The following is a 24,292-nucleotide window of genomic DNA, read 5'->3' as shown; positions in this document are numbered from 1 at the left end:
GTAATGAACTAATCAATAAACAAATTACATAGAACAATGAAGGGGAAAATAATTTAGACTTTTTGTCTTTGAACAAAAGAAGGCGGAAGGAAGTTATGTGAAAGAAATATTATTAGAATACATTATTACGTAAAATATAAATTTGACGTAATAAATTGCAATTTTAATTAAATTCATATAAAATATATCTATGAGGTGATCTAATTGACAAATCATTCAAAACAGCAACTATATAATAAACTTCAAACTTTACTTAAAGAACTTCCTTGGTATGTTGAGGAATTTATTAATTATAAAGAAAGAAAATTATCAGCAGCTTCCTTGCTGAATTATGCGCATGATTATAAAATCTTTTTCAATTGGCTCGTTACTGAAAATTATTATTCCGGTGAATTAAAAGATTTGCCGCTTGAGTTACTTGAATCACTTACTGTTCAGGAAGCTGAGCGATTTTTGTCCTTTCTTAAATATGAATTACATAACAAAGAACTTACGATTAACCGTAAATTATCAGCTTTAAAATCTCTTTTCAACTACTTGCAAAATATTGCCGAAACACGTGATTTACAACCATATCTAAAGCGTAATGTGATGGCAAAGCTTGAATTCAATGATATAAAAGAAAGTATGGAAACAACTGCAAACAAAATGGAAGGAAAAATCCTAATGGGTGATGAATATGAACGATTTCGCCAATTCATTGCCTATGACTACGGTGAGCTTTATAAAGATAATAAAAAACTCGTAAACTTCCACCTTCTGAACCGCGAACGTGACACAGCGATTGTTTCGCTTATTTTAGGTTCCGGATTACGGCTTTCAGAAGTTGTGAATCTGGATTTAGATGATATTGATCACAGCAAATATACTGCACGTGTGATTCGCAAAGGAAACAAAGAACAATATGTTTATTTCAGCAAGCAAGCGATGGATGATTTAGACGAATATTTACAAATTAGATCGGAACGCTATCATGTTGAGAAAGCAAATAAAGCTTTATTCATTGCTGCTGCAATGGGACCAAAAGGAACACCAAGGCGACTTACCGCACGCTCTATTGAAAAATTAATCGAAAAATATGCCAATGCTTTTGGTAAGCCATCATTATCCGTCCACAAATTAAGACATTCCTTTGCAACAAGGTATCATAATGAAATTAATGATGTACCGAAATTAAGGCGCCAGCTCGGCCATTCATCGATACAAACGACGATGATTTATACGCATATTAACAATGATGATTTGAAAAATGCTGTAGATAAGATGGATATTCCTAAAGGTGATGACTGAGTACCCTAGTATTATATAAGCCACTTTAAATTTTTAAAAAAATCCTAAGAGAAGAATCTATACACATATGATGTTATAGAGCCATAGTATACATTTTATTGATTGAAAGGTTGTAATAAGCAACCTCTTTTCTTTTTAATTTTTCCGAGTAGACATAATATCTATTATGAGAAACTATAAAAAACATCTGAATATCACGTCTCAAATTAAAGTATACTTTGGATAGTGAGATATGATTGAATTTTTACATCATTTGCAAGAAAATGCATTCAATGTTCTAAATAACTACTCAACTATGTTTGATTGCGCTGTAAATTATTTATTTAATCCCATCCATTTGTTGCAAAGCTCTCTACTTTTTATTACGATCATAAGGAGGTGAATGAAATGTTACTACAAGAAAAAATGAAAATGATAAAATTCTCTCCAAACGAAAAAATTGTTATCAAATTTATTTTAGAAAAACAAGAACTTATTGCTAATTACTCAACAATAATGATTGCCGACGAAACATATACCTCCCCCTCTATCTTGATTAGGATAGCCAAAAAGCTGAATTTTAGGGGCTGGATCGAATTTAAAACAGCGTTTTTAGAGGAAACCGCTTATTTACGAACAAATTTTCAAGACATCGACGCTAATGCCCCATTTTCAAAAAGTGATTCGTTTGTAAATATAGCAAGTAAAATCGCTCAGCTTAAAATGGAAAGTGCAAAAGATACACTCTCCCTTGTTCAGCGCGAATCTCTGCAAAAAGCAATCAGTATTATGAAAAATCATGATGAAATTAAAGTATTTGGTCTCTCCAATGTTATCTTTTTAGGAGAAGAATTTGTTTATAAATTACGTCATATTCAAAAGAAAGCAGAGATTTTTCCTATTCAAAATACGATGTTTCAAGAAGCTGTAATGACTACATCAAAAGCTTGTGCCATCTGTATTTCTTATACTGGAGAATCGGAACCATTACTTGAAACCATCCGTCTCCTGAAGCAAAACGGAGTTCCGATTATTGCTGTCACAAGTATTGGTGATAATAGTCTGACACGATTAGCAGAAGTCACTTTGCACATTACAACAAGAGAAAAATCATTCACAAAAATTGCGGGGTTCTCATCCCTCGAATCTATTTCATTAGTGCTTGATATCTTATATTCCTGCTACTTTGCTACGGAGTATGATAAACACTATGATTATAAAATTAATTTAGCGCGAATGACCGAATCGCGCCAAATTAATAACCAGATTATTCGTGATGATTAGTTTTTTATTCTATTGTAATAACGTTTCTTTCAATATAATTTTTCATGCTTTCTTCTACTACTTCCTGCGTAGAATACTTTGGTGAATAATCGATCAATTTTTTAGCATTATCAATACTATATTGCCCGCTCCTTGCAATATGATAATAAGTTTTATCAATATCATCTTCATTTTTTACATATTCACACCATTTTTCCCAAGGTAAGAACTTGATATTTGGTTCTTGTCCAAAAAATTGGAACATCCTTGTGGCATAGCCGTATAGTGTCATAGATTCTTCTGCAACAGCATGGAAGCTCTCTCCCAATGCTTGATTTCTATGAGTGATGGCATTCACAAACATTTGGGCAACATCATTGGCATGAACATGATGCAATGTTTCCATGCCCAAATTAGGTAAACAAATTTCTTCTCCATCAGCAATTTGTTGGAAGACGTTATTATTTAGATTTCCTAATGGATTAATAATGGTCCATCCGGGGCCCGAAATCTGCCCAGGCATAATGACTGTAGCCGGGAAACCGTTGTTAAGGTATTCTTCCTTTAAATATTTTTCACTTTCATACTTTTGAATGCCGTAATCATCTAACGGATGTTTTAGACTATTCGGGTCTGCAGGAAGCATCTCTGCTCTTCCGTGTGCCCATATAGAAGAGCAGAATAAATAATGCGAAAGTTTGGTTTCTTTTAAAGCCTGTACCATCTTTTCTGTTTCGTTTAGACTAAAATTAATTAAATCAATAATAATATCTCCATTTAGCGAGGCAACTTTGTGCGCGAATTTTTCCTCTTGGTCTCGATCCAATAAAAGATGTTCCACTTTATTCCAAGCATTATCTTCTACATACGGACGGCTTTTCCCTCTACTGATTACAGTAACTTCATAACCGGTCTTCACCAGCTTAGGTACCAGATACGAGCCGATATGACCTTGACCGCCAATAACAATGACTTTCATTTCTATTCCCTCCTTCAGTTTGAAGTTAATACTACCACCTTCCCCCGCCAGAATAAATAGACTTGTAAAGATTTAGAAAGCTTTTCTAAAAATAAGCTTCTTTTCCCCTCTTATTTGTAAAAATTAATACATAACAAACTTCCAGTCATACATATTGATTTCAGTTATATCACTTTACTGTAAATTGATAAATGAATTATGCTATCATATCTACTAAGAGGTGATTATCTATGAAATATGTATCTGCCAGAGTCCAGGGACGCGTACAAGGTGTTGGCTTCCGCTACTTCACACAGCATGCTGCGATGAGTCATAACATTACCGGATGGGTAAAAAATGAAGATGACGGCGCTGTTTCTTTAGAGGCATATGGAGAAGATAACCATATTGACCGTTTCCTTGAAGAAATAAAAAAAGGCCCTACCCGCTTTGCAAAAGTAAGTGAGATGGATGTCAATAAGCTTTCCGGAGATCCTGAGTATACCTCTTTTGATGTTAAATATTAAAAATAAATAGACCTGATACAGTACGAAATAAACTGTATCAGGTCTATTTTTATAGAATTGGTGATAGTAATCGGGAAATACCTTCTTTGAATTTAATCCATAAGGAGCGTTTGCTATAGCGTTCTGGTGTTAATTCAGAACATAGCTTACAATCTTCTTCAAAGATACGATATAATTCTTCAGAAACACTCTCATCATACGTAGCTGCACTTACTTCAAAATTTAATCGGAAGCTTCGGGAATCAATGTTCATGGTTCCTACACATGCAATTTTCTTATCTACTACAATAGTTTTGGCGTGTAGAAAACCATTATCATAGAGTAATATTTTTGCGCCGTAGTCCAGCAAATCCCCGGCATATGCCCAGGTTGCCCAATAAACGAATGGATGATCCGGTTTGCAGGGAATCATAATCCGTATATCCACTCCGGATAAGAGTGCCATTTTACAAGCATCCATAAAGCTGGTATCCGGTATAAAATATGGTGTTTGGATACAGACGCTTTCCTTGGCGGAGAGTATCATTTTAATATACATATTCTTTAGATGCTCTGTTTCCGAGTTTGGACCGCTGGAAACAACCTGTACCGGGCTTTTTCCATGGTGTTTCTCCAAATGGAAGCAAAAATCCTTATAGTCATCGTGCTGCTTGTCTTTCCCGGCCTGATGCCAATCCATGATATACCTGGTTTGAATATCATTGACTGCATTTCCGTATATTTTAAAATGTGTATCACGCCAATAACCGAATTTTTTATCCTCCCCGAGATATTCGTCACCTACATTAAAGCCGCCCACATAGGCAAGCGCACCGTCAATAATGACCAGTTTTCTGTGATTCCGGTTATTAATCCGAAAATTAATCAGCTTTAAAAAAGATGGGAAGAAAACACGGACCAGCCCGCCGGCCTTTTTTAAATCATCAAAGAACCTGGAGGGCAATTTTTTTGAGCCGACTTCGTCATATAAAACACGGACCTTTACGCCCTCTTTTGCTTTGGTTATCAGAGCGTCCCGGAGCCTTCTTCCAAGATTATCCGGCTGAATAATGTAATATTGAATATTAATCTCTTGTTTTGCAGCTGCAATATCTTCAAACAGCGCATCAAATTTCTTATGGCCATCATTAAATATGACCATTTCATTATCCTCGGATAATCTTGCATGAGAGGACCGCAAATTCATTGTGATAAGCTCCTCGTATTGTGTTATCCAAGGTATATCGGTCCGTTTCTCTTCATCAATTAGCTTTAATTGTGTATCAACTTCTTCTTTCAGCAGTTTTTGTTCTTCGTTTGTTAATCTATAGAAATTATTCTGTTTTAAACTGCGTCCTAAAAAGATATAAATTAAGAATCCGACAATAGGCAGGAAAAATAAAACCAACAGCCATGCCCAAGTGTAGCCGGGATCACGTTTCTCAAAAAACAATACACCCAGTGCCAATAATAAATTAATAAAAATTGTAATGGAAGCAATTGCTGTAATAATATTTGCTATTTCTGTCTCCAATATAAAACACCTTCTTTTTCTAAATCGATCATTTTTATAATTTATTTGATTTATACATAGTACACTAAATGTAATAAAAAGTTAAGTCAATTATTGCTGCAGATATAAATAAATAAAAGGAACACTGTTACATAAAGTGCTCCTTTTATTTGTCAATCATCAAGGGTTACTTTTCTTAAAGGCTCTTTCGCAGGACCTGCCATGACTTCTCCGTCATAATTGTAACGGGATCCATGGCAAGGACAATCCCAAGTCCTGTCTGCACTGTTCCAGTTTACTTCACAGCCCAAATGGGTACATGTTGTATCCAGCACATGTAATTGATCTTCCTTATCTTTATAAATACCAACCCGTCCGCCTTTAACAGTTGTAATTGCTGCCTCGCCTGCCTTTAATTCATCTATATCCTTAGAAGCAGGGAAATCAAGCTTGCCTTTTATAAGTTCTGTCGCAACCTCCATGTTAAAGCTGAATAAATTCTTTAACATCGGCTTGGAGGAGAAGCGCGCCGGAGAAAATAATTCTTTATACGGATTTTCATCATTTCCAGTGATGGTATCCGCAATAATATTCGCGGCTAATGTCCCGTTTGTCATTCCCCATTTTCTAAAGCCTGTCGCAACAAATATAGATGGATCTCCCTTCGTTATCGGGCCGATATACGGCATTTTATCCAATGTGGTAAAATCCTGTGCAGACCATTGATAAGAAATATCGTTGATCTCAAACTGCTCTTTCGCAAAGGCCTTTAGATTCTCATAACATAATTTTTCGTCCATGCTTACCCCCGAACGATGATTTTCACCACCGACAAGGAGATAGCTGTCTTTATTATTTAATTTGGCTGTCCGGATGGAACGGGTCGGGTTCTCTACATTAATATACATCCCGCCCGGGTACTCTCCTGTCCATTTGCCAGATACAATATAAGATTGCTCCGCATACATTTTGGCAAAATAGAGACCCTGATGGTCAATATAAGGAAATTGGGTAGCCGCTATTAGATAATCACAGGTAACACGATGTTCATCCTTTGTAATTACAGTGTTTTTTCTATTGTATTCCAGCTTCATAGCGACGGTTTGCTCATAAACCTCTGTTCCATTATTAACAGCTTCCTCAAGCATAAATTGTAAATACTTCAAAGGGTGGAATTGAGCCTGTCCCGGCATTTTTAATGCTTGTTTAGATGGAATCTGCAGAGGCATCTCTGAGATAAGCTCTCCTGGAATATCCAGTTCCTTATATGCTTCCGCTTCTTTTTCTAATTGTGATAAATAAGCATCATCATTTGTATATAGAAAAGCATCCTGCTCTTCATAATTACAATCAATCCGGTTCTGTGTGACTTCCTTTTTAATAAAATCCATCGTTTCCTGCATGACCTGGTAATATTGTTTTGCTTTTTCCTTACCCATTGTTTCAATCAGTTCTGAATAAATGACTCCATGCTGGGCGGTTATTTTTGCTGAAGTTTGTCCAGTAACACCGCTAAGCACTTGATCTGCCTCCAATAAAACAACCTTCATTCCTTTTTTAGAAAGTAAATAGGCAGCAGTAATTCCTGTTAATCCAGCTCCAACAATGCAGACTTCGGTTTGCTTTGCTTCCTGAAGCTTAGGGAATTCTTTCAATGCAGTATCTGCTTGCCAAATTGATTTTGAACTCATATTTATTGCACCTCACATTTGCTTGTTTCCTTTAGTATCTCCTTTTCAGGTACAGTTACTCAAAAGAATTAAAAGCAATGATGAGGACACAGAAAAAGGCTGCTTCTATATTCAATAAGCAGCCTTTGTATAATATAATTAACGGTTTTCAAAAAACAGCCGATTCAATGAAATATATTCATTTTCCTCATCCGGCACTTCGTCTTCCATATAGATTGCTTCTACTGGACAAACTGCCTCACATGCACCGCAATCGATGCAAATATCAGGGTCGATATAGAACATATCTTCGCCCTCTTCTATACAATCAACAGGACATACTTCTACGCATTCCCCTGCTTTTTCTGTTTTACATGGTGAAGTAATAATAAAAGCCAACGAGATTCTCCTCCTCTTTATCAATGTTTTTCATGTATTAAGTAATTATAACGCATTTTAAAATAAATGAAAACTTGATTTTGTTTTCATACACCTTTATACGGCTTTGGTTTATCAAATAAGATGAAATATGTAAGAAGGAGATAAGGCGTCTTTTAAAGTAACCCTATCTCCTGTCAAATTATCTGATTAACATTCTTCAAAGTAATCTTTTCTGAAGCCGCCAATGCGATCACTGTTATCGATGATAAAATAAAACTCTTCTGTTTCATTTTTCACATCATAAACTTTCCCCGGAGTCAATTTGCGGTCAACAATAAATTTCTTAGCATCAGCATGTACGCATTTAATTTGTTTTTCAGTCTCTCTATTTTCCCAATTCTTATGAATCATTCTTTTGTTCTCCTTCTCTTGTTTACATAATAATATTATTAACTACTTAAATAAATATAAATAGTTAGCATATCCTTCATCTTCCATCTTGTCCTTTGGAATAAAGCGCATCGCTGCTGAATTCATACAATAACGTAATCCTCCCGCTTCTTTCGGACCGTCTTCAAAAACATGTCCCAGATGAGAATCTGATTGTTTGCTGCGAACCTCTGTCCGAATCATTCCATGAGATGTGTCTGTAACATCTGTGACTTGCTGGCGGTCAACCGGTTTGGTAAAGCTTGGCCATCCACAGCCGGCATCGTATTGATCCTTGGATGAAAAAAGTACTTTTCCAGAAATGATATCTACATAAATACCTTCTTCTTTATTATTCCAATACTCATTATCAAATGGCCGCTCTGTTCCATTTTCTTGTGTGACATGGTACTGCAGCGGTGTCAGCTTCTCTTTTAATTCTTTTTCAGAAGGCTTGTTTTGCCAGTTTTCTTTAATAAATGCTTCTCGGCCAGAGCCTTTTTTATACATTTTGTAATGAAAAGAACGTTTTTTATAATAGTCCTGATGCTCTTCTTCTGCCTGGTAAAAAGGTTTTGCTGGAAGAATCGGCGTCACAATATCCTTCTTAAACTTTCCGCTTTGCTGCAGCAATTCCTTTGAATGCTCTGCTATTTCTTTCTGCTCTTCACTATGATAGAAAATAGCTGTCTGATAGGATTCACCACGGTCATTAAATTGGCCGCCTGCGTCTGTCGGGTCTATTTGCTGCCAAAAGGTTTCAACAAGCTCTTTGTATGGCATAATACTTGGATCAAATTCTATTTGAACAGCTTCAACATGCCCTGTTGTATCTGAACAAACCTGTCTATATGTTGGATTTTCAACATGGCCGCCAGTATATCCGGAATGGATGCTGATAACACCTGGGCGCTCATCAAATGGTTCCACCATGCACCAAAAGCATCCTCCCGCGAAAGTGGCGAGTTCTTTTTGTTGTGACATACTTATATCCTCCCATCACTATTTCTATTATTTATTCTCTCCCTATTCTTCCTTTTTTATAAAAAAAAATCAAGCAGAAGGCTTTTATAATTCATAATAGAGACAGCCCTCTCCCTGATTTTAAACATACAGCTTCGGTGTGGAAACACCCTTTGCTTTTATTTCCTCGGATACTTCTTCCTTTTGCGGCTTCTCCTGCTGCTGATTTACAGCAATTTTTGAATCCTTACTTTCATTCAGCGTTGTATCCGTCGGAGCTTCTTCACTATCCTCTTTGCCAAATGTTTTAAAAGCTTTCACCATCCTGTACATAGTAGGTATATTCTTAATCATCGGCCCATACTCTTGAATTAATGGTGCTGTTGATTGCACAACACCCAAAACCTGCTGTACTCCTCCGAGTGTTTTTGAAAGTGTAGAAATTCCTCCTGATTGCGCTAACCCTTGACCGGCTCCTCCAGACAATAAACTTGATAAACCTCTTGATCCGCCTTTTGCACCTGCTGCTCCGCTTGTATTTCTTATTTCTTTTGGAATCCCCCTCAAATTATTATGATTGTTATTACGAAAAGGGGGACGCGGCGAACGAGGCATTTGATTTCTAGATGGGAAAACCATCACTATCTACCCCTTATTCATCTATTTCATTTCACTTTCTGTCCTCTTATAAAGTATGCGGAAGCAATTCAACTGTGTAGACATTTCCCCGTATTCATATAATCATTTCCCGGGAAACCGCAGGAATCAACAAATAATCAATGATATTTATAAAGGTTGTCGAAAAGTTTCTATATTTGTCAGATACTAATTAATCAAACGTTTGTTTAATTGTTTATTCCAATACCGTTAATAAACAAGCAGATGACTGCCATTATTTATCCATGAAAAAAAGCAGCCTGTTTCAGCTGCTGTATTTCCATTCATATTCTGTCCAAAGCTCATCAAAGGCTTTGAGTGCTTCTGGAAAAGGACTATTCCATTCCAGATAATCACTGATCTCATCGTAGCTGGATGCATACTGCGGGAAATGGTGATCGTAAAAAGCCCAATCAGCTAATTTAGAGTAATCATCCTGCTGTAACTTCCCGCGGTGCGTTAATAAGAATTGATAAAAAGATTGATGCATTGTTCCCCTCCCCTACTCATTCATATATGCTTCATGCTGAGCTTGTTTCTTTTTGTAAACACCCTTACACAGCTGAATACTGATTTCATAAATAATAATCAGCGGAATTGCTACAACAATTTGCAGAACAAAATCAGGCGGTGTAATAAGAACTCCGATAACAATTAGAACAAAATAGGCATACTTCCGGTTTTTTGTCATAAATGCCGGTGTCAGGATACCCAGGCTGGTCAAAAACATTGTAACGATTGGAAGCTCAAATAAAAAGGCAAATGGCGTTGTTATCTTTAACAAAAATCCAAAATAACGCTCTACCGTAAACATGACATTAAACATACCATCATTCAATGATAATAGAAAAGGAAAAATTAACTTAATGAATACAACATATCCAAAGACAAGTCCTAATACAAATAATATCAGTGAAGCGGGTATATAAACTAATGATACACGCTTTTCCTTTGGTGTTAAAGCCGGGCTGACGAATGCCCAGAGCTGGTAGGCGATAATTGGTATCGTTGCGGCCAAAGCAATTAATCCAGCCATTGAAAAGTAAATCCAGACAATTTCAGCAGGGCTTATTACAGTCAGCTGCATATCAATATCATTTACAAAAAAAGTATAGATGCTTTTCACGTTTAGAAAGCCGACAATAAAAAATAATACAAAAACAATCGCTGTAACGATTAAACGATTCCGGAGCTCTGTTAAATGTCCCCCAAAATTCATTTCTTTTTCTCCGTTTATATGTTCTTCTGATTCTGGCATAGTTCAACCCACCCCCTAAGCTGATGACACAAAAGAGATGCAAGGAATACTCCCTACACCTCTGCAATAAGTTACTGTTTCTTTTTAGGTTTGTCGTTCATGATGTCCTGGCTTGCGTTTTTAAATTCTCTTAATGTTTCACCAAGTGCTTTTCCGATTTCGGGAAGCTTGTTTGGACCAAAGACAATCAAGGCGGCAATGACTATCAAAACTACTCCGGGAAATCCGATATTTGAAAATATACTCATTTTCCATCAACTCCGTACATGAGTTTAACTCATTTTTTCTTCTTTGATAATGGATTTAACCTCATCTGTTTCGTCTTTAACATCCTGTGTTAAAGCCCGTGTAGAATTTTTAAATTCCTTCAGTGACTGCCCTGCAGCTTTCCCTATTTGCGGCAGCTTATTCGGGCCAAAGATAATAAGAGCTAATATCACAATCAGTACAAGTCCTGGAACGCCTATGTTTGCAAACATCTATTGACACCTTCTTTACGTATAGAACATTATCTTTCTTCCCATATCATAGCATGATTAGAAAACATTAGACAAGTTAATTTTTACGGTCATATTGCAAAAAATAATAGTCGTAAGGATTTTTATCGTTCTTTATTCCTTTTTCCTTTTTTGTAAGCTTCCACTCTGCCTCAGTAAATGCCGGAGCAAATGTATCACCGGGAAACTCCTCATCAATTCTTGTAATATACATCCGGTCAGCAATAGGCACTGCTTGTTCATAAATTGCTCCGCCGCCAATGATGAAATATTCGATTTCCGGATGTTCCTTGTTCCAACGCTCCACGGTAGATAAATCATGAATTATTTCTACATTTCCAATTTCCAGATCTTTATTTCTGGTCAGTACGACATTACGCCGGTTCGGCAAAGGTCCATTCATCGATTCTAATGTTTTTCTTCCCATAATAATCGTATTTCCGGTTGTCTTTTCTTTGAAAAACTTCAAATCCTGCGGTAAATGCCAGGGCATCTTATTTTGATAACCGATAACATTATTTCTGCTTGCGGCAAATAGTAATGAAATCACGCTTTAGCCTCCATTCCGAGTTGTTTTCTTACAGCATTTAAACAGCAATTGGTGCTTTGATAGCAGGGTGTGGATTGTAATTTTCGATTTTCAAATCGGAAATATCGATATCAAAAACTGATTTTCCGTCTGCATTTATTTTTAATACCGGCAGCTCCCGGATATCTCTTTCTAATTGCAGATTCACTTGATCTATATGGTTGGAATAGATATGCGCATCTCCAAAGGTATGAACAAACTCGCCTACTTCTAAATCACATTCATGAGCAATTAAATGTGTTAACAGTGCATAGCTTGCAATATTAAAAGGTACACCAATAAATACATCAGCACTGCGCTGGTATAGCTGACAGGATAATTTTCCATCCGCTACATAAAACTGAAATAGTGTGTGACACGGCGGCAAAGCCATAGATGGAACATCCTCGGGGTTCCATGCAGATACAATATGACGTCTGGAATTGGGGTTATTTTTAATAGCTTCAATAGTCTCTTTCAATTGATCAATCGATTCGCCTTTTGAAGTTTCCCACTTTCTCCACTGTTTTCCATATACGGATCCTAAATCCCCGTATTTTTTGGCAAAAGCATCATCATTTAATATTTTCTTTTTAAACAGCTCCATCTGCTGCTCATATTCTTCTTTAAACGCTGTATCCTTCTGACTGCGTATACCAAAGTCTGTCATATCCGGACCTGTATATTCCGGGCTTTTAATCCATTTTTCAAATGCCCATTCATTCCAGATATTATTATTATGCTCAAGTAAATAGCGGATGTTCGTATCCCCTTTAATAAACCATAATAACTCTGTAGCAATTAAACGGAATGGAACCTTTTTCGTAGTTAATAATGGAAACCCTTTTTGTAAATCAAATCGAATCTGATGCCCGAAAATCGAATATGTTCCCGTATTTGTACGATCATCGCGATTAAGCCCTTCATCTAATATCTTCCGGCACAGCTCTAAATAACCTTGTTCTCCCTGCATAGATAATCCTCCTCTATATTTTGACTCCTAATATGTAGGAACTTCTTTTGCTTATATAATTTAACCTTTAAACAATCATTATTATAACAGAAATTTGTCCTCTGTATATTTCCCAACTTTAAAATATACAAATTCAATGAAGAGAAAACAGGTATAAATTCAAAACCTTTTGATTATTTTATTAAAATAGCCAGGATTTCTTGACTGTATAAAAAAATTAAGCTAATATGGGTACAAGCAAAGAAGATGGTACGGAATCATTAGAATGTAAAGGCAGCTTCGCTAGACAGAAGTGGATGATCATGATCCCGTTTCTTCTATCGGAAGCTGCCTTTATTCATATTTCGTTCTTCTGCTTTGTAATCACACGCGTTTTACGTGGAAGTATTTAGGAGGAAATTTAACATGGAAAACGGAGTAGTAAAATGGTTTAATGCAGAAAAAGGTTACGGGTTTATTCAATTAGAAGAAGGGAATGATATTTTCGTACATTATTCTGCTATTCAAGAAGAAGGATTTAAAACTTTAGAAGAAGGACAGGAAGTTTCCTTTGACGTCGTTGAAGGTGAACGCGGTCCACAAGCTGCAAATGTTGTAAAAAGATAAAATATCATAGATTAAAAGCAGAATCCTAAAATGGGGTTCTGCTTTTTTACTGCCCATCCTGCGTACTATCCTCTCTCTTCTTTATAATTGCACAAATCCAGATTTTAAAATATAGTATCTTGTCAATGATTTCATTGTTTCGTTCACGAAAAAGTCATAAACTTTTCAAACCAAAAAGTTTGTAAAATGATTAAATCAGTATACTTGTGAATATTTGAACAAAATGTGAAAAGTCAGTAATGACACTGTATACAGGCCTTCTTTTCGATATGATAGTCATATAGGCAAGAAGTTACAGAAGGGGTGAATCACATGAAAAAATCTGATCCTAATTTAAAAGGTACACTTTTTTCAGTAATCACTATAGGAGCTATTATTCTTATCAGCTGGTTTGCAGTATTTTTATTATTTCTGTCGCGATAAAGAAGGAGGAGAAAGAGCATGCATTTACACAAATACGAGAAGATTTGGCTTATCTTCGGCGGGGCATCCCTTGTATTGTTTCTGGCGATACTTGGATTTGGAGCATTTTATTTAGGAACACATCCTCAAAGCCACGGAGTAACGATCGATCCTGAAAACGTGGAAGCCAACGAAGCATTTCAAAGAGAAAATCTGGGGATTACACAGGTAGATGATGATAAATATATTGTCAATGTTGTTGCCAGTGCATTCAACTATGACTTAGGAAGTGATGAAGATGGCAATGCAGTTTCTCATTTAGAAATTCCAAAAGGATCCACTGTTTTATTCCAGGTAGTATCAACAGATGTTGTTCATGGATTTAATGTAGCAGGCACGAATGTCAATATGATGGTAGAGCCTGGATATATCAGCAGTATGGAAGTTCAGCTTAATAAAGCTGGGGAATACACATTATTATGTAATGAATACTGTGGTGTAGGGCATCACATGATGCATGCAACAGTGGAGGTGGTTGACGATGAGTCTGGCAATGAAACAGCAGCAGCAGAATGAAGAAATTAATTTGACACCCTTAAGTATCGCAAAACCGGAAGCGAAATTATATCTTTCCTTTATGTACGTTGCATTTATATCATTATTTATCGGCGGATTAATGGGGTTATTACAGGTACTGGTACGTTCAGGAGATTTTGAACTTCCGCTTGGCATCGGGTATTATCAAATACTTACTTTACACGGCGTTATCCTGGCATTAGTACTGACAACCTTTTTCATTATTGGATTTCAATATTCTTTATTAGGTAAAACAGTCGGAATGTCTGCTAAGCAACGGAAGCTGGGCTGGTTATCTTTTTGGACGATGACGGTTGGTACAGCTTTGACTGCAACAGCCATTTTACTTGGGAAGGCAAATGTTTTATATACGTTCTATGCACCGCTAAAAGCACATCCTATCTTTTATATCGGTCTTGCACTTGTCGTCGTTGGAACATGGATTGCTGCTCTTGTTAACTGGCATCAGGTTTATGTTTGGAAAAAAGCACATCCAAATCAGAAAACACCGCTTCTCGCTTTTATGGTTACAATTAATATGATTATGTGGGTTATCTGTTCTCTCGGAGTGGCTGTAACTGTTCTCGTACAGTTTATTCCTTGGTCCTTAGGATATACGGAAACAATCAATGTTTTATTAAGCCGTACGCTATTCTGGTATTTTGGCCATCCGCTCGTATATTTCTGGTTATTACCTGCTTATATGGCATGGTATGCAATTATCCCTAAAATCATTGGCGGAAAAATATTCAGTGACTCTTTAGCAAGGCTTTCCTTTATCTTATTCTTATTTTTCTCTATTCCGGTTGGTTTTCACCACCAGCTTACAGAACCGGGTATTGATCCAACATGGAAGTTTATTCAGGTAGTTCTTACCTTTATGGTTATTATACCAAGTTTAATGACAGCATTTTCGATGTTTGCCATGTTTGAGACTACTGGCAGAAAACAAGGCGCAACCGGGCTGTTTGACTGGTTTAAGAAATTGCCCTGGAAGGATGTCCGGTTTGTCGCACCTTTCGTCGGAATGCTTGCATTTATCCCTGGAGGAGCAGGCGGTATTATTAACGCATCTCATCAACTGAACACACTTGTTCATAATACGATTTGGGTAACGGGACATTTTCATTTAACCATTGCAACAACTGTTCTGCTTACGTTCTTTGGAATTGCCTACTGGCTCATTCCTCATTTAACCGGCAGAAAGCTTACTCCGAAGATTCATAAGCTGGGTATTTATCAGACTATTATTTGGGCTGTTGGTATGCTGATTATGTCCGGAGCAATGCATATTCAAGGGCTTTTAGGTGGGCCAAGAAGATCCTCTTTCTCTGAATACGGCGGCACAGAGCAGGCTGCTGAATGGGCTGGTTATCAGGCGGCACAGGCTGTTGGAGGCGCCCTTCTGTTTATCGGTATTGTCCTGATGATATATATCTTTATGGATTTATTAGCTTTTGCTCCCAAAGGCGAAGAAGAATATCCTATTGCAGAAGAAGAGGAGGATGCACAGCCTACACCGTCATGGATGGAAAATTGGAAGCTCTGGATAGGTATCACGATTGCTTTAATTTTATTTGCATATACGATTCCAATGATAGATATTATCCAAAATGCACCACCGGGCTCTCCTCCATTCGATAATATTTTATAAAAGCGGATATTTAAAAGCATACACTCTGCAAACCAGATTGGATTGTTGAGCATAAATAGGAGGAAAGTAATTCAATATAATTATGAATAAAAATATATACGAAAACCTTGAAAGTGATTTTAAATACAAACTGAATCGGGAATTGACACAGGCTGAGAAAGAATTCTTTAGATGGTTGGCACGAAAATATATGTCTGAGCAAGGAAAAGAAGAGTAATTTAGATTCTCTTTCCAGTTATCATGGTAAATTTAGTTTCAAATTTTATAAAAATCCTCAAAAAAATCATCCGTTTTGAAAAAGATTAATCAAAGCGGATGATTTTATTTAATTTAAAATGAAGTTTTTATTTTTCTTTCTTTCCAAAGTATTGATAATAATTCGTCTGAATAAAACCATTAAACAGCTTGCGTTTCTTGGTAGCTGCTTTTCCAAATGCTTTTTCAAATTGTTCATAGGCTGTAATGATATATGTGCTCCAGGATGGATGATTTTGCATAATATCGCCCAGATCCTGATACATCTTTTCTACCTCTTCTTTATCGCTTAACCGTTGTCCATATGGCGGATTACTGATAAGATAGCCGTCTTTTTGTTTAATAGTGAGATCACTGACCTGCATCTGCTTCCACTGAATTAAATCTCCAAGCCCTGCTTCCAGCGCATTTGCCTGGGCAGTTTCAATCATTTGGTGACTGATATCTGATCCCACGATAGATAATGGCTGGTCATAGTTAGCAAGCTCTTCAGCTTCCCCAAAAGCTGCATCCCAATGTCTCTGTTTTACTAAACTCCATTCCTCAGATGCAAATTCCCGATTAAAACCAGGTGCAATATTTTGGCCAATCAAGGCTGCTTCAATTAAAATAGTTCCCGACCCGCAGAATGGATCAATTAAAGGCTGATCAGGCTTCCAGTTTGTCAATAGAACTAATGCTGCAGCAAGGGTTTCTTTTAAAGGAGCCTCCCCCTGTCCGACACGGTATCCGCGTTTATGTAAGCCGACCCCTGAAGTATCAATAGTCAAGGTTGCCTCATCTTTCAAAAGAGCAATCTCTGTTTTATAGAGCGCACCTGATTCTTCCAGCTTATTGATCAGGCCATATTTTAATTTCATCCGTTCTACAATCGCTTTTTTTACAATTGCCTGACAATCCGGCACACTGTATAAAGTGGATTTAATGGATTTCCCGGATACGGGAATTTGACCGGTTTCATCGATATAGCTTTCCCAGGGAAGTGCTTTTGTCTGCTCAAACAATTCATCAAATGTTTTGGCCTGAAACTTGCCGACAAGAATTTTGACGCGGTCAGCTGTTCTTAACCATAGGTTACATCTGGGGATTGCAGAAATAGGTGCATCAAAAATAACTTTCCCGTTTTCTACTGCGGCCTCATATCCAAGGTCTCTTACTTCTTGTGCAACAATTGATTCAAGTCCCATCGCTGCTGTAGCAATTAAAGTTACTTGTTTCATTTTTAATATCCTCTCGGTTATCGTTTAGTATAGTCTTTTCCATAAAAGGGCTTTTTGAACATCCTTTAAAAAGAAAAAGATTCTATTTCATTTAATTGGAAATAGAATCTGTTCGTTGGTGCGACCTTTAAATGCCCGGTAAGCCATGTTCTGTTCCATTGTACTGCGAACGGTGGTCAAACCTCGTACGCCGGTTGTAATCATCTATCTACAGCTATTGCTGTCCCTTGTTCAGTTCTATTCCCTACTGAAGGATGCCCCTACCATTATTTGGGTTGCTCACTCGCGGGGTTTACCTCGTTCCACCTGGTATGTTTCCACACCAGCTACGTCACTGTGGCACTTTCAAGACAGCTGACATATCACTATAAGTGACTTAGTACAGCTTGTCTGCCGTTAGTTTATACAAACTACCTTGACTTATGACTTCATCAAGCACGAACACTACAGGCATCACAGCCTGTGTGAGCATGGACTTTCCTCTACATCCAAAATGGACATAGCGATTACATAGGCATTTAAGTAACCTAAGATATTTTAGCAGAATTTTAGAGATAAATCAATTATCGTTTTGTTTATTCTTCAGAATCCGCGTATCTTTTCCCAAATACTGCTTTTTCCAGATTAGATAAGCGTTTTAAAACATCATAATTCACCTGTGAGTTCGGCTGTGTTGAACGTGCTCTCGGTGTTTCCGCCGGACGGTTATTTTTCAATTTCTCAATTTCTTCATTCAAATGGTCAATTTCCTGTTTGAAATTATCGTAATCCTGAATAATAATATCTAAAAATTCATCTACTTCTTCCTGAGAATACCCTCTGATCCCTGTTTTAAAGTCCTTTTCTAAAATTTTCTTTCCATTTAGTTGAATACGGTCAATACTCATTTCAAAATCACCTCTGCAATATACTATACGTATCTTTATTTTATCATATGTTTTCATTTTACCATTATTTAATGAATATTAAAGTTATTATAACATAAAAAAGGAAACTGAATATCAGTCTCCTTCTAAAATTTAAAAATCTCTTAAACGATAGCGTTTGAAATAGTCTTTTTTAGTTCATATCTTCCTTCTGAAAAGAAAAAGGTAATAATTGATCTGTCGTCAATGTTTGAACGTCTTTGTTTAAGTTCGTTAAGTGAATAACCATATCAGGTGCAAAAAATTCACTCATTACCTGCCTGCAGGTTCCACAAGGAGGTACAGGGCGTTTTGTATCAGCCGCAACAGCCATTTCTTCAAATTCCGTTTCCCCGTCTGAAATGGCTTTAAAAATTGCAACACGTTCGGCGCAGCAGGTAGATGGATAAGCAGCATTTTCTATGTTGCAGCCAGTATAGATTTTACCGGAGCTTGTTAATAATGCGGCACCTACAGGAAATTGAGAATATGGCACATAAGCTCTTGATCTGATTTGAATTGCTTCTTCCAGTAATTTTTCTTTCATATGAAAATCCCCCTACAAACAAAGCTGTCTATTTGTTTATTAACTTTCTTCAAGTGTATCCAATAATAAATCAAAAACATATCGGATAGATGTATATAATTCCATATACCGCTTTCTTCTGGCATCCAGATAATAGCTATGCATCAACAGCAATTCCATATTTTCCTGTGTTGATTGAATCTGACTCGGATGAACAGATGCTTTTCTTTCCTTCACTACAGCCAGAGCATCTGTTTCCCAGCTTTCTAATAAATTATAGATAGGCGTTGTCTCTTCTTTTACCATATTAAAAAATACGCGATCCTTCCGATCACTTGGAGCTTCACCATTTTCGAATCTTTCCCGCAGTGCTTCTAAATATTGATTTAATTCCTCTGTTTGTTCACTTAGATTCATTATTCGTCATCCTTCAATTTCAAACTGCATGTTCACCTAAGAATGTAGCATGTTTTTATATAAGCTCTTTAGATGAATTTTATCATATAATAGATAGAAAAGTCATGAACAACACACTAAATAGCCTGTTTATTACTATAAAATACTATAAAAGCTGCTTTAATCTCTGAAATTCCAGCTCTGTTTGTTTTAAACTATTTGTTTTTGTTTGAAATTGCACCCATACCTCACTGTCTACGTTCGCTTTTAATTTGAGGTGAATGAGGGCAAGCTGTTCCTGAATCTGTTCTATTTGTTTCTCCATATCCGCTTTGCTGTATCCCCCGTTTTCCTCAGGAATGATTGATTTTGAAAGAAGCATATTTTATTCTCCTCCTGTTTTTTAAGATAGCAAGAAAATCATACTATTTAAAACCTGATGTGCTATGTATTCCACATGAAAATAATAACCTCCTTCCCATTCGACAAAACTAGAATAATCAAAACAAAACTAGTGCAAATCTGTAATGATTTACACAAAATTAGACAAGCTATATAGTGAAACTTCATTTCGCCTGAGGTTTTCCAATCTCCTCAGACGTTTAAAATTAGAAAAGGAGGTTATTTCCATGAAACCATCAAAAGCACAGCAAAAAACAAATGCTTCAAACAAAAGAAATAATAATGAAAAAACAAGAGATAAAAAAGTGGCTGGCCCTAACCGCCCTTCCACGTAACTTTTAGAAGTATGTCTAATTGGATAACCTGATTGTATTCCCCGGGCATATACTGCTCTGGGAATAATTAGGTTTTTTAACATCATCAAAAATATAAAATTCAAGTTAAGCTTTATTTGGTCAGGTTATGATAGTATCCAAATCTATACACCAGCGAAAATGAGCTTTCCGCTTTTCTCTTTGTTGACCCTAAAGAATATTTGTTTACTGCCGTAAATTTATGAATGGTAAAAGTAAAGGAGGGCATTCAAAAGGCTTAATAAAAATAACGCAGCAGGAAAAATTAGAGAGCTCCCGAATCATGCGGATTGTAAAGGCGCCGTATCCAGTAAAGGACTGTTGACTTGCTTCTTCATCGGACTTTTAGAATACGTACTAAAAATGCAGCAGGATGGTTTTATTTCTCCATATTTTGTACATAACTTTAAAGATTTTCATACGCTCTGATTAGTTTCCTTCTTAAATTTGTACTATAATATAGGATGTACTGGTTTTATATTTATCCTTCTTCAAACAGTAATGTTTTCATATTGCTGTTTTTCGTTTAGGATATACGTGTTAGGAGGCAAGAAAACATGAATTACCCAAATGGTCAGCGGAAATCACTAACTATAAAACCAAAGCAAACTAGTTTTAGCAGGAGAGGAATGACACTTGAAGAAGAAATAAATGAGACCACAGATTATTATCGCATGCAGGGTCAGGCAATCATTCATAAAAAACCGACACCTGTGCAGATTGTCAATGTTCATTACCCGAGGCGGAGTGCCGCGGTAATCACAGAAGCCTATTTTAAGCAGGCATCAACCACTGATTACAATGGGGTCTATAAAGGAAAGTATATTGATTTTGAGGCAAAGGAAACAAAAAACAAGACTTCCTTCCCCCTTGCAAACATTCATGAACATCAGGTTCATCATATGCAGCAAATAATTGAGCATGGAGGAATCAGTTTTATTATTTTACGTTTTAGAGCTTACGAAGAAACTTATCTATTCGATGCAAAGGATTTATTTGTTTGCTGGCAGGAGCAATTTAATGGTGGTAAGAAATCAATTTCTTATGAACATATCAAACAATCGGGATATGAAATCCCTTTTCACTATCAGAAAAAGGTTGATTTTTTATCAGTAGTTGATAAGCTCTACCTATAGATATGGAGGTATAAAAAATGGCCGATCAAAATAGCCAATCAAGAGCTGCCAGAAGAAAGCAGCAAGGTAAAAAAACGAAGAAGAAAAAGAAACAGCCTATTTGGAAGAAAATTATAAAGGTAGCCCTTTTATTATTTCTGATTTTATTTTTAGGCGGTGCTGCTGTCGGTGCGTATTGGATTACTACAGCACCTAAAATTGAGGAAGACAAGCTGAACATTCCTTTTTCATCTGCTCTTTTTGATGAAAATGGTGATCAATTTGGAGATTTTAGTTCAGATGAAAAAAGGACGAAGGTAAAATTTGAGGAGCTTCCGGATTTACTTATTGATGCCGTTACAGCTACGGAAGACGTCCGATTTTTTGATCATAACGGAATAGACCTCAAGCGTATCGGCGGTGCAATACAGGGCAACTTTACCGGCGGTTTTGGTTCCCAGGGTGCAAGTACAATCACGCAGCAGGTTGTCGAGCGTGCATTTTTAAGCAACGAGAAAAAGATAAGCATTAAAGTCCAGGAAATGTGGATGGCTATGAAGCTGGAAAGAGAATACAGCAAAGAAGAAATCATGGAAATGTACTTAAACAGTATTTTCTACGGCTCGAATTCTTACGGAGTTGCTCAAGCAGCGAAAACATATTTTGGAAAAGAAGATTTAAATGATCTTACCTTGCCGGAGGCCGCAATTTTAGCCGGGTTACCGCAGCGTCCAACAGCCTATAATCCATTTGAAAATCCGGAACTGACGGAAGAACGGATGAATACGGTATTAAACCTGATGGTACGTCACGGAAAAATTACCGAGGCAGAGGCTGATGAAGCAAGAAGTGTTGACGTTGCTTCCCTATTAAATGAAAGTCGTCCTGATCCGACGCCGTATGATGCTTTTGTTAACCAGGTCCGCAGTGAAATTGAGGAAAAGCTGGATGATGTTAATCTTGATTCAGACGGGTTAAAAGTATATACAACACTTGATCAGGATGCACAGCCATATGTGGAAAGCATGCTTTCAGAGGAAGAATCACCAATCAGTTATCCAGATAATACGCAGGCAGCAATGGTTGTTCTGGATACACAAACAGGAGCCATTAAGGCAATTGGCGGCAACCTGAATAATGAAGTCGGTTTTAATTATGCGATAAATGGAAATCCGCAAGCCGGTTCTACAGTAAAACCATTTATGTCTTATGGTCCAGCTATTGAGTATAATCAGATGTCCACCTACCATCAGCTCGATGATGACGGTCCTTATGAGATTGAAGGCTCCAATCCAATCAGAAATGCCGGCAGAAGCTATAACGGCTGGGTAACAGCCCGATATGCATTACAGCAATCACTCAACGTTCCGGCAGTCAAATTAATGGAAGAAGTCGGCCGGGAAAACTCGAAGGAGTTTGCTGAGAGGCTGGGAATTCAATTTGATTCAGATACTTTGGATGCCCGTGATGCAATCGGCGGAACAAGTGCACAGGTTAGCCCGCTGCAAATGGCTGGTGCGTACAGAGCGTTCGGTAATGAAGGTGAATATGCAGAGCCATACGCAGTAACAAAAGTAGAATTTCCTGATGGCAGGGTAGTTGATTTAACGCCAGATTCAGAAAAAGTCATGGAAGATTATACTGCTTATATGGTAACTGACATGCTGAAATCAGTTGTAAGCTCTGGTACTGGTACCAACGCAGCTGTACCAGGTTTAGATGTTGCCGGAAAAACAGGAACAACTACAATGGATAAACAGGAAGGAAACCCGGATTCCTGGTTTGTCGGCTATACAACAAATTACACAGTAGCAGCTTGGACTGGAGGCTATGAAGTCTACCAGGACCCTGACACCGGAAAGGATAAAACAAGGCGTGTTCCATTGCAGGATACTAGCCTTTCCCAGCAAATGTTCCGCAACACGATGGGGCATTTATCTGAAGGAATTGAGACTGCAGACTTTAACCGTCCTGACTCTGTTGTAGATGTTACCGTAGAGAAAGGAACCAACCCGGCTGCTTTAGCCAGTGACAGTACTCCAAGTGAAAATAAAATTACGGAGCTATTTGTTAAAGGAACGGAGCCTACGAAGGTTTCTGAACGCTATGAAGAATTAGATGCTGTAAGTGGTCTGTCTGCAAGCTATAATGAAGATGATAATTCCATTGAAGTATCCTGGGATTATGATACTGATTCAGATGAAGATGTCAACTTTGACATAAGTGCCGGTATTGATGGAGGCAGTATGCAGTCCCTCTCTTCTACAAGTGACACATCCATGGAGATTTCAGATGTTGAAGAAGGTGCTGAATATACCATTCAGGTGGTTGCTGAAAGAGGATCATTAACCAGTGAGCCTGCTACAACAACGGTTAAGGTTCCTGGAGAAGATGAAGAAGAAGATGAAGAGATACCTGGCGTTTCCGGCCTTTCTGCTGAATATGATGGCGATGATACAATTAATGTTTCATGGAGCTATGATGGGCCATCGGCCAGCTTTGAAGTAAGCGTGAATGGTGAAACAGAAAATGTTGGATCGGAAAACATCAGCGTAAGCGGAGTTACTCCGGGAGATTATAATATTACTGTGACACCAATCAGCGAGGAAGACAGTGATATTCGAGGTCCTTCATCGTCGACGAGTGTGACCGTCTCTGAAGCCGAAGAGGAAGAAGAATCTGAGGAGGAAGAGCCTCCAGAGGAAGAGGAATCAGATGGTGATGAATCCGATTCTGACTCCGATTCGGATTCCGAAGAGACAGATCAAAACAATGATTTAACGGAAGAAAGCAACAATAATGATTCCGAGAACAATGACAGCGAAACTCAAGAACAAAATGAAACGGAGCAGGAAGAAGAAGATAATTCAAATTCCGAAGAAGAAGCTCCTGCCGACTCTCCTGATCAGAGTGAAGGCGAAGATTCAAATAATGAATAACAAAAAAAACAATCCTGCCTCTATATGGGGCGGGATTG

The 24,292-nt window shown here is 37.4% G+C and carries 28 protein-coding genes and 1 other RNA gene; 10 read left to right on the top strand and 19 right to left on the bottom strand.

The window, feature by feature from the left end:
- Nucleotides 1–204: 204 nt before the first annotated feature.
- Both xerS and IEX29_RS09555 read left to right on the top strand, forming a co-directional pair.
- Nucleotides 205–1,290 (top strand): tyrosine recombinase XerS, encoded by a 1,086-nt coding sequence (xerS, locus tag IEX29_RS09560; RefSeq protein WP_188734236.1) that lies wholly within the window; start codon nucleotides 205–207, stop codon nucleotides 1,288–1,290.
- A 387-nt stretch (nucleotides 1,291–1,677) separates the two neighbouring features.
- Nucleotides 1,678–2,553: a MurR/RpiR family transcriptional regulator gene (locus IEX29_RS09555; RefSeq protein ID WP_188734235.1), complete on the top strand. Its 876-nt coding sequence runs from the start codon at nucleotides 1,678–1,680 to the stop codon at nucleotides 2,551–2,553.
- A gap of 4 nt (nucleotides 2,554–2,557) precedes the next feature.
- Here the strand turns inward: IEX29_RS09555 and IEX29_RS09550 are convergent, their stop codons facing one another.
- Nucleotides 2,558–3,511, bottom strand: a complete 954-nt coding sequence (locus tag IEX29_RS09550) for an NAD-dependent epimerase/dehydratase family protein (protein ID WP_188734234.1) — start codon at nucleotides 3,509–3,511, stop codon at nucleotides 2,558–2,560.
- A 230-nt stretch (nucleotides 3,512–3,741) separates the two neighbouring features.
- Between IEX29_RS09550 and IEX29_RS09545 the strand changes: the two genes are divergently transcribed.
- On the top strand, nucleotides 3,742–4,017 hold the full coding sequence (locus IEX29_RS09545; RefSeq protein WP_188734233.1) for an acylphosphatase: 276 nt from the start codon (nucleotides 3,742–3,744) through the stop codon (nucleotides 4,015–4,017).
- Between the two features lie 49 nt (nucleotides 4,018–4,066).
- Here the strand turns inward: IEX29_RS09545 and cls are convergent, their stop codons facing one another.
- The 12 genes from cls to IEX29_RS09485 form a co-directional block, all read right to left on the bottom strand.
- Entirely contained in the window at nucleotides 4,067–5,530 is a 1,464-nt protein-coding gene (gene cls / locus IEX29_RS09540) for a cardiolipin synthase (RefSeq protein WP_229720154.1), read from the bottom strand.
- A gap of 152 nt (nucleotides 5,531–5,682) precedes the next feature.
- The gene (locus tag IEX29_RS09535; protein WP_188734232.1) at nucleotides 5,683–7,200 is read right to left on the bottom strand and encodes an FAD-dependent oxidoreductase; all 1,518 of its coding nucleotides are present in this window, start codon (nucleotides 7,198–7,200) and stop codon (nucleotides 5,683–5,685) included.
- A gap of 138 nt (nucleotides 7,201–7,338) precedes the next feature.
- The gene (locus IEX29_RS09530; RefSeq protein ID WP_040981312.1) at nucleotides 7,339–7,578 is read right to left on the bottom strand and encodes a ferredoxin family protein; all 240 of its coding nucleotides are present in this window, start codon (nucleotides 7,576–7,578) and stop codon (nucleotides 7,339–7,341) included.
- A 189-nt stretch (nucleotides 7,579–7,767) separates the two neighbouring features.
- On the bottom strand, nucleotides 7,768–7,971 hold the full coding sequence (locus IEX29_RS09525; RefSeq protein ID WP_147207742.1) for a DUF6501 family protein: 204 nt from the start codon (nucleotides 7,969–7,971) through the stop codon (nucleotides 7,768–7,770).
- Nucleotides 7,972–8,013: 42 nt separating this feature from the next.
- Entirely contained in the window at nucleotides 8,014–8,973 is a 960-nt protein-coding gene (msrB, locus tag IEX29_RS09520; protein WP_188734231.1) for a peptide-methionine (R)-S-oxide reductase MsrB, read from the bottom strand.
- A gap of 120 nt (nucleotides 8,974–9,093) precedes the next feature.
- Complete coding sequence (gene vrrA / locus IEX29_RS09515; protein WP_229720153.1) at nucleotides 9,094–9,591, bottom strand: VrrA/YqfQ family protein; 498 nt, start codon at nucleotides 9,589–9,591, stop codon at nucleotides 9,094–9,096.
- Nucleotides 9,592–9,874: 283 nt separating this feature from the next.
- Complete coding sequence (locus IEX29_RS09510) at nucleotides 9,875–10,099, bottom strand: YozE family protein (RefSeq protein ID WP_188734230.1); 225 nt, start codon at nucleotides 10,097–10,099, stop codon at nucleotides 9,875–9,877.
- A gap of 12 nt (nucleotides 10,100–10,111) precedes the next feature.
- Nucleotides 10,112–10,867 (bottom strand): twin-arginine translocase subunit TatC, encoded by a 756-nt coding sequence (gene tatC / locus IEX29_RS09505; RefSeq protein WP_188734229.1) that lies wholly within the window; start codon nucleotides 10,865–10,867, stop codon nucleotides 10,112–10,114.
- 71 nt (nucleotides 10,868–10,938) lie between these two features.
- On the bottom strand, nucleotides 10,939–11,109 hold the full coding sequence (locus tag IEX29_RS09500; RefSeq protein ID WP_188734431.1) for a twin-arginine translocase TatA/TatE family subunit: 171 nt from the start codon (nucleotides 11,107–11,109) through the stop codon (nucleotides 10,939–10,941).
- A 30-nt stretch (nucleotides 11,110–11,139) separates the two neighbouring features.
- Nucleotides 11,140–11,346, bottom strand: coding sequence for a twin-arginine translocase TatA/TatE family subunit (locus IEX29_RS09495; protein ID WP_188734228.1), 207 nt, complete (start codon nucleotides 11,344–11,346; stop codon nucleotides 11,140–11,142).
- 76 nt (nucleotides 11,347–11,422) lie between these two features.
- Nucleotides 11,423–11,857: a dihydrofolate reductase gene (locus tag IEX29_RS09490; protein ID WP_373290668.1), complete on the bottom strand. Its 435-nt coding sequence runs from the start codon at nucleotides 11,855–11,857 to the stop codon at nucleotides 11,423–11,425.
- A 94-nt stretch (nucleotides 11,858–11,951) separates the two neighbouring features.
- Nucleotides 11,952–12,905 (bottom strand): thymidylate synthase, encoded by a 954-nt coding sequence (locus IEX29_RS09485; RefSeq protein WP_188734226.1) that lies wholly within the window; start codon nucleotides 12,903–12,905, stop codon nucleotides 11,952–11,954.
- Between the two features lie 405 nt (nucleotides 12,906–13,310).
- Here IEX29_RS09485 and IEX29_RS09480 point away from each other — a divergent pair, with 405 nt between their 5' ends.
- From IEX29_RS09480 to IEX29_RS26985, 5 genes are all read left to right on the top strand, one after another.
- Nucleotides 13,311–13,511, top strand: a complete 201-nt coding sequence (locus tag IEX29_RS09480) for a cold-shock protein (protein ID WP_077602992.1) — start codon at nucleotides 13,311–13,313, stop codon at nucleotides 13,509–13,511.
- Nucleotides 13,512–13,823: 312 nt separating this feature from the next.
- On the top strand, nucleotides 13,824–13,934 hold the full coding sequence (locus IEX29_RS09475; RefSeq protein WP_147207749.1) for a cytochrome c oxidase subunit 2A: 111 nt from the start codon (nucleotides 13,824–13,826) through the stop codon (nucleotides 13,932–13,934).
- An 18-nt stretch (nucleotides 13,935–13,952) separates the two neighbouring features.
- The gene (locus IEX29_RS09470) at nucleotides 13,953–14,489 is read left to right on the top strand and encodes a cytochrome c oxidase subunit II (protein WP_188734225.1); all 537 of its coding nucleotides are present in this window, start codon (nucleotides 13,953–13,955) and stop codon (nucleotides 14,487–14,489) included.
- Nucleotides 14,467–16,143: a b(o/a)3-type cytochrome-c oxidase subunit 1 gene (locus tag IEX29_RS09465; protein ID WP_229720173.1), complete on the top strand. Its 1,677-nt coding sequence runs from the start codon at nucleotides 14,467–14,469 to the stop codon at nucleotides 16,141–16,143. The genes IEX29_RS09470 and IEX29_RS09465 overlap by 23 nt, the downstream gene beginning before the upstream one ends.
- A gap of 82 nt (nucleotides 16,144–16,225) precedes the next feature.
- Nucleotides 16,226–16,360, top strand: a complete 135-nt coding sequence (locus IEX29_RS26985) for a hypothetical protein (protein ID WP_268239035.1) — start codon at nucleotides 16,226–16,228, stop codon at nucleotides 16,358–16,360.
- A gap of 127 nt (nucleotides 16,361–16,487) precedes the next feature.
- Here the strand turns inward: IEX29_RS26985 and IEX29_RS09460 are convergent, their stop codons facing one another.
- The 6 genes from IEX29_RS09460 to IEX29_RS09435 form a co-directional block, all read right to left on the bottom strand.
- Nucleotides 16,488–17,618, bottom strand: coding sequence for a THUMP domain-containing class I SAM-dependent RNA methyltransferase (locus IEX29_RS09460; protein WP_188734223.1), 1,131 nt, complete (start codon nucleotides 17,616–17,618; stop codon nucleotides 16,488–16,490).
- Nucleotides 17,619–17,752: 134 nt separating this feature from the next.
- Nucleotides 17,753–18,136: RNase P RNA component class B (gene rnpB, locus IEX29_RS09455), an RNA gene on the bottom strand.
- Between the two features lie 57 nt (nucleotides 18,137–18,193).
- Nucleotides 18,194–18,505 carry a cell division regulator GpsB gene (gene gpsB / locus IEX29_RS09450; protein ID WP_188734222.1) on the bottom strand — a complete coding sequence of 104 codons (312 nt, stop codon included), beginning with the start codon at nucleotides 18,503–18,505 and terminating at the stop codon, nucleotides 18,194–18,196.
- Between the two features lie 172 nt (nucleotides 18,506–18,677).
- The gene (locus tag IEX29_RS09445) at nucleotides 18,678–19,070 is read right to left on the bottom strand and encodes a cytidine deaminase (protein WP_188734221.1); all 393 of its coding nucleotides are present in this window, start codon (nucleotides 19,068–19,070) and stop codon (nucleotides 18,678–18,680) included.
- Between the two features lie 39 nt (nucleotides 19,071–19,109).
- On the bottom strand, nucleotides 19,110–19,466 hold the full coding sequence (locus IEX29_RS09440; RefSeq protein WP_188734220.1) for a YppE family protein: 357 nt from the start codon (nucleotides 19,464–19,466) through the stop codon (nucleotides 19,110–19,112).
- A 145-nt stretch (nucleotides 19,467–19,611) separates the two neighbouring features.
- A complete protein-coding gene (locus IEX29_RS09435; protein WP_077603002.1) occupies nucleotides 19,612–19,827 on the bottom strand; it encodes a hypothetical protein in 216 nt (71 codons plus the stop codon).
- A 930-nt stretch (nucleotides 19,828–20,757) separates the two neighbouring features.
- On the opposite strand from IEX29_RS09435, the gene recU reads away from it, so the two are divergent.
- Both recU and IEX29_RS09425 read left to right on the top strand, forming a co-directional pair.
- Nucleotides 20,758–21,336: a Holliday junction resolvase RecU gene (gene recU / locus IEX29_RS09430; RefSeq protein ID WP_188734219.1), complete on the top strand. Its 579-nt coding sequence runs from the start codon at nucleotides 20,758–20,760 to the stop codon at nucleotides 21,334–21,336.
- A 17-nt stretch (nucleotides 21,337–21,353) separates the two neighbouring features.
- Nucleotides 21,354–24,254 carry a penicillin-binding protein 1A gene (locus tag IEX29_RS09425; RefSeq protein ID WP_188734218.1) on the top strand — a complete coding sequence of 967 codons (2,901 nt, stop codon included), beginning with the start codon at nucleotides 21,354–21,356 and terminating at the stop codon, nucleotides 24,252–24,254.
- Nucleotides 24,255–24,292: the final 38 nt, after the last annotated feature.

The organism is Oceanobacillus neutriphilus, assembly GCF_014645515.1.
GTDB lineage: Bacteria > Bacillota > Bacilli > Bacillales > Amphibacillaceae > Oceanobacillus > Oceanobacillus neutriphilus.
The sequence above is the reverse complement of the archived record's forward strand: the minus strand, read 5'-3'. Positions and strand labels throughout refer to the sequence as shown.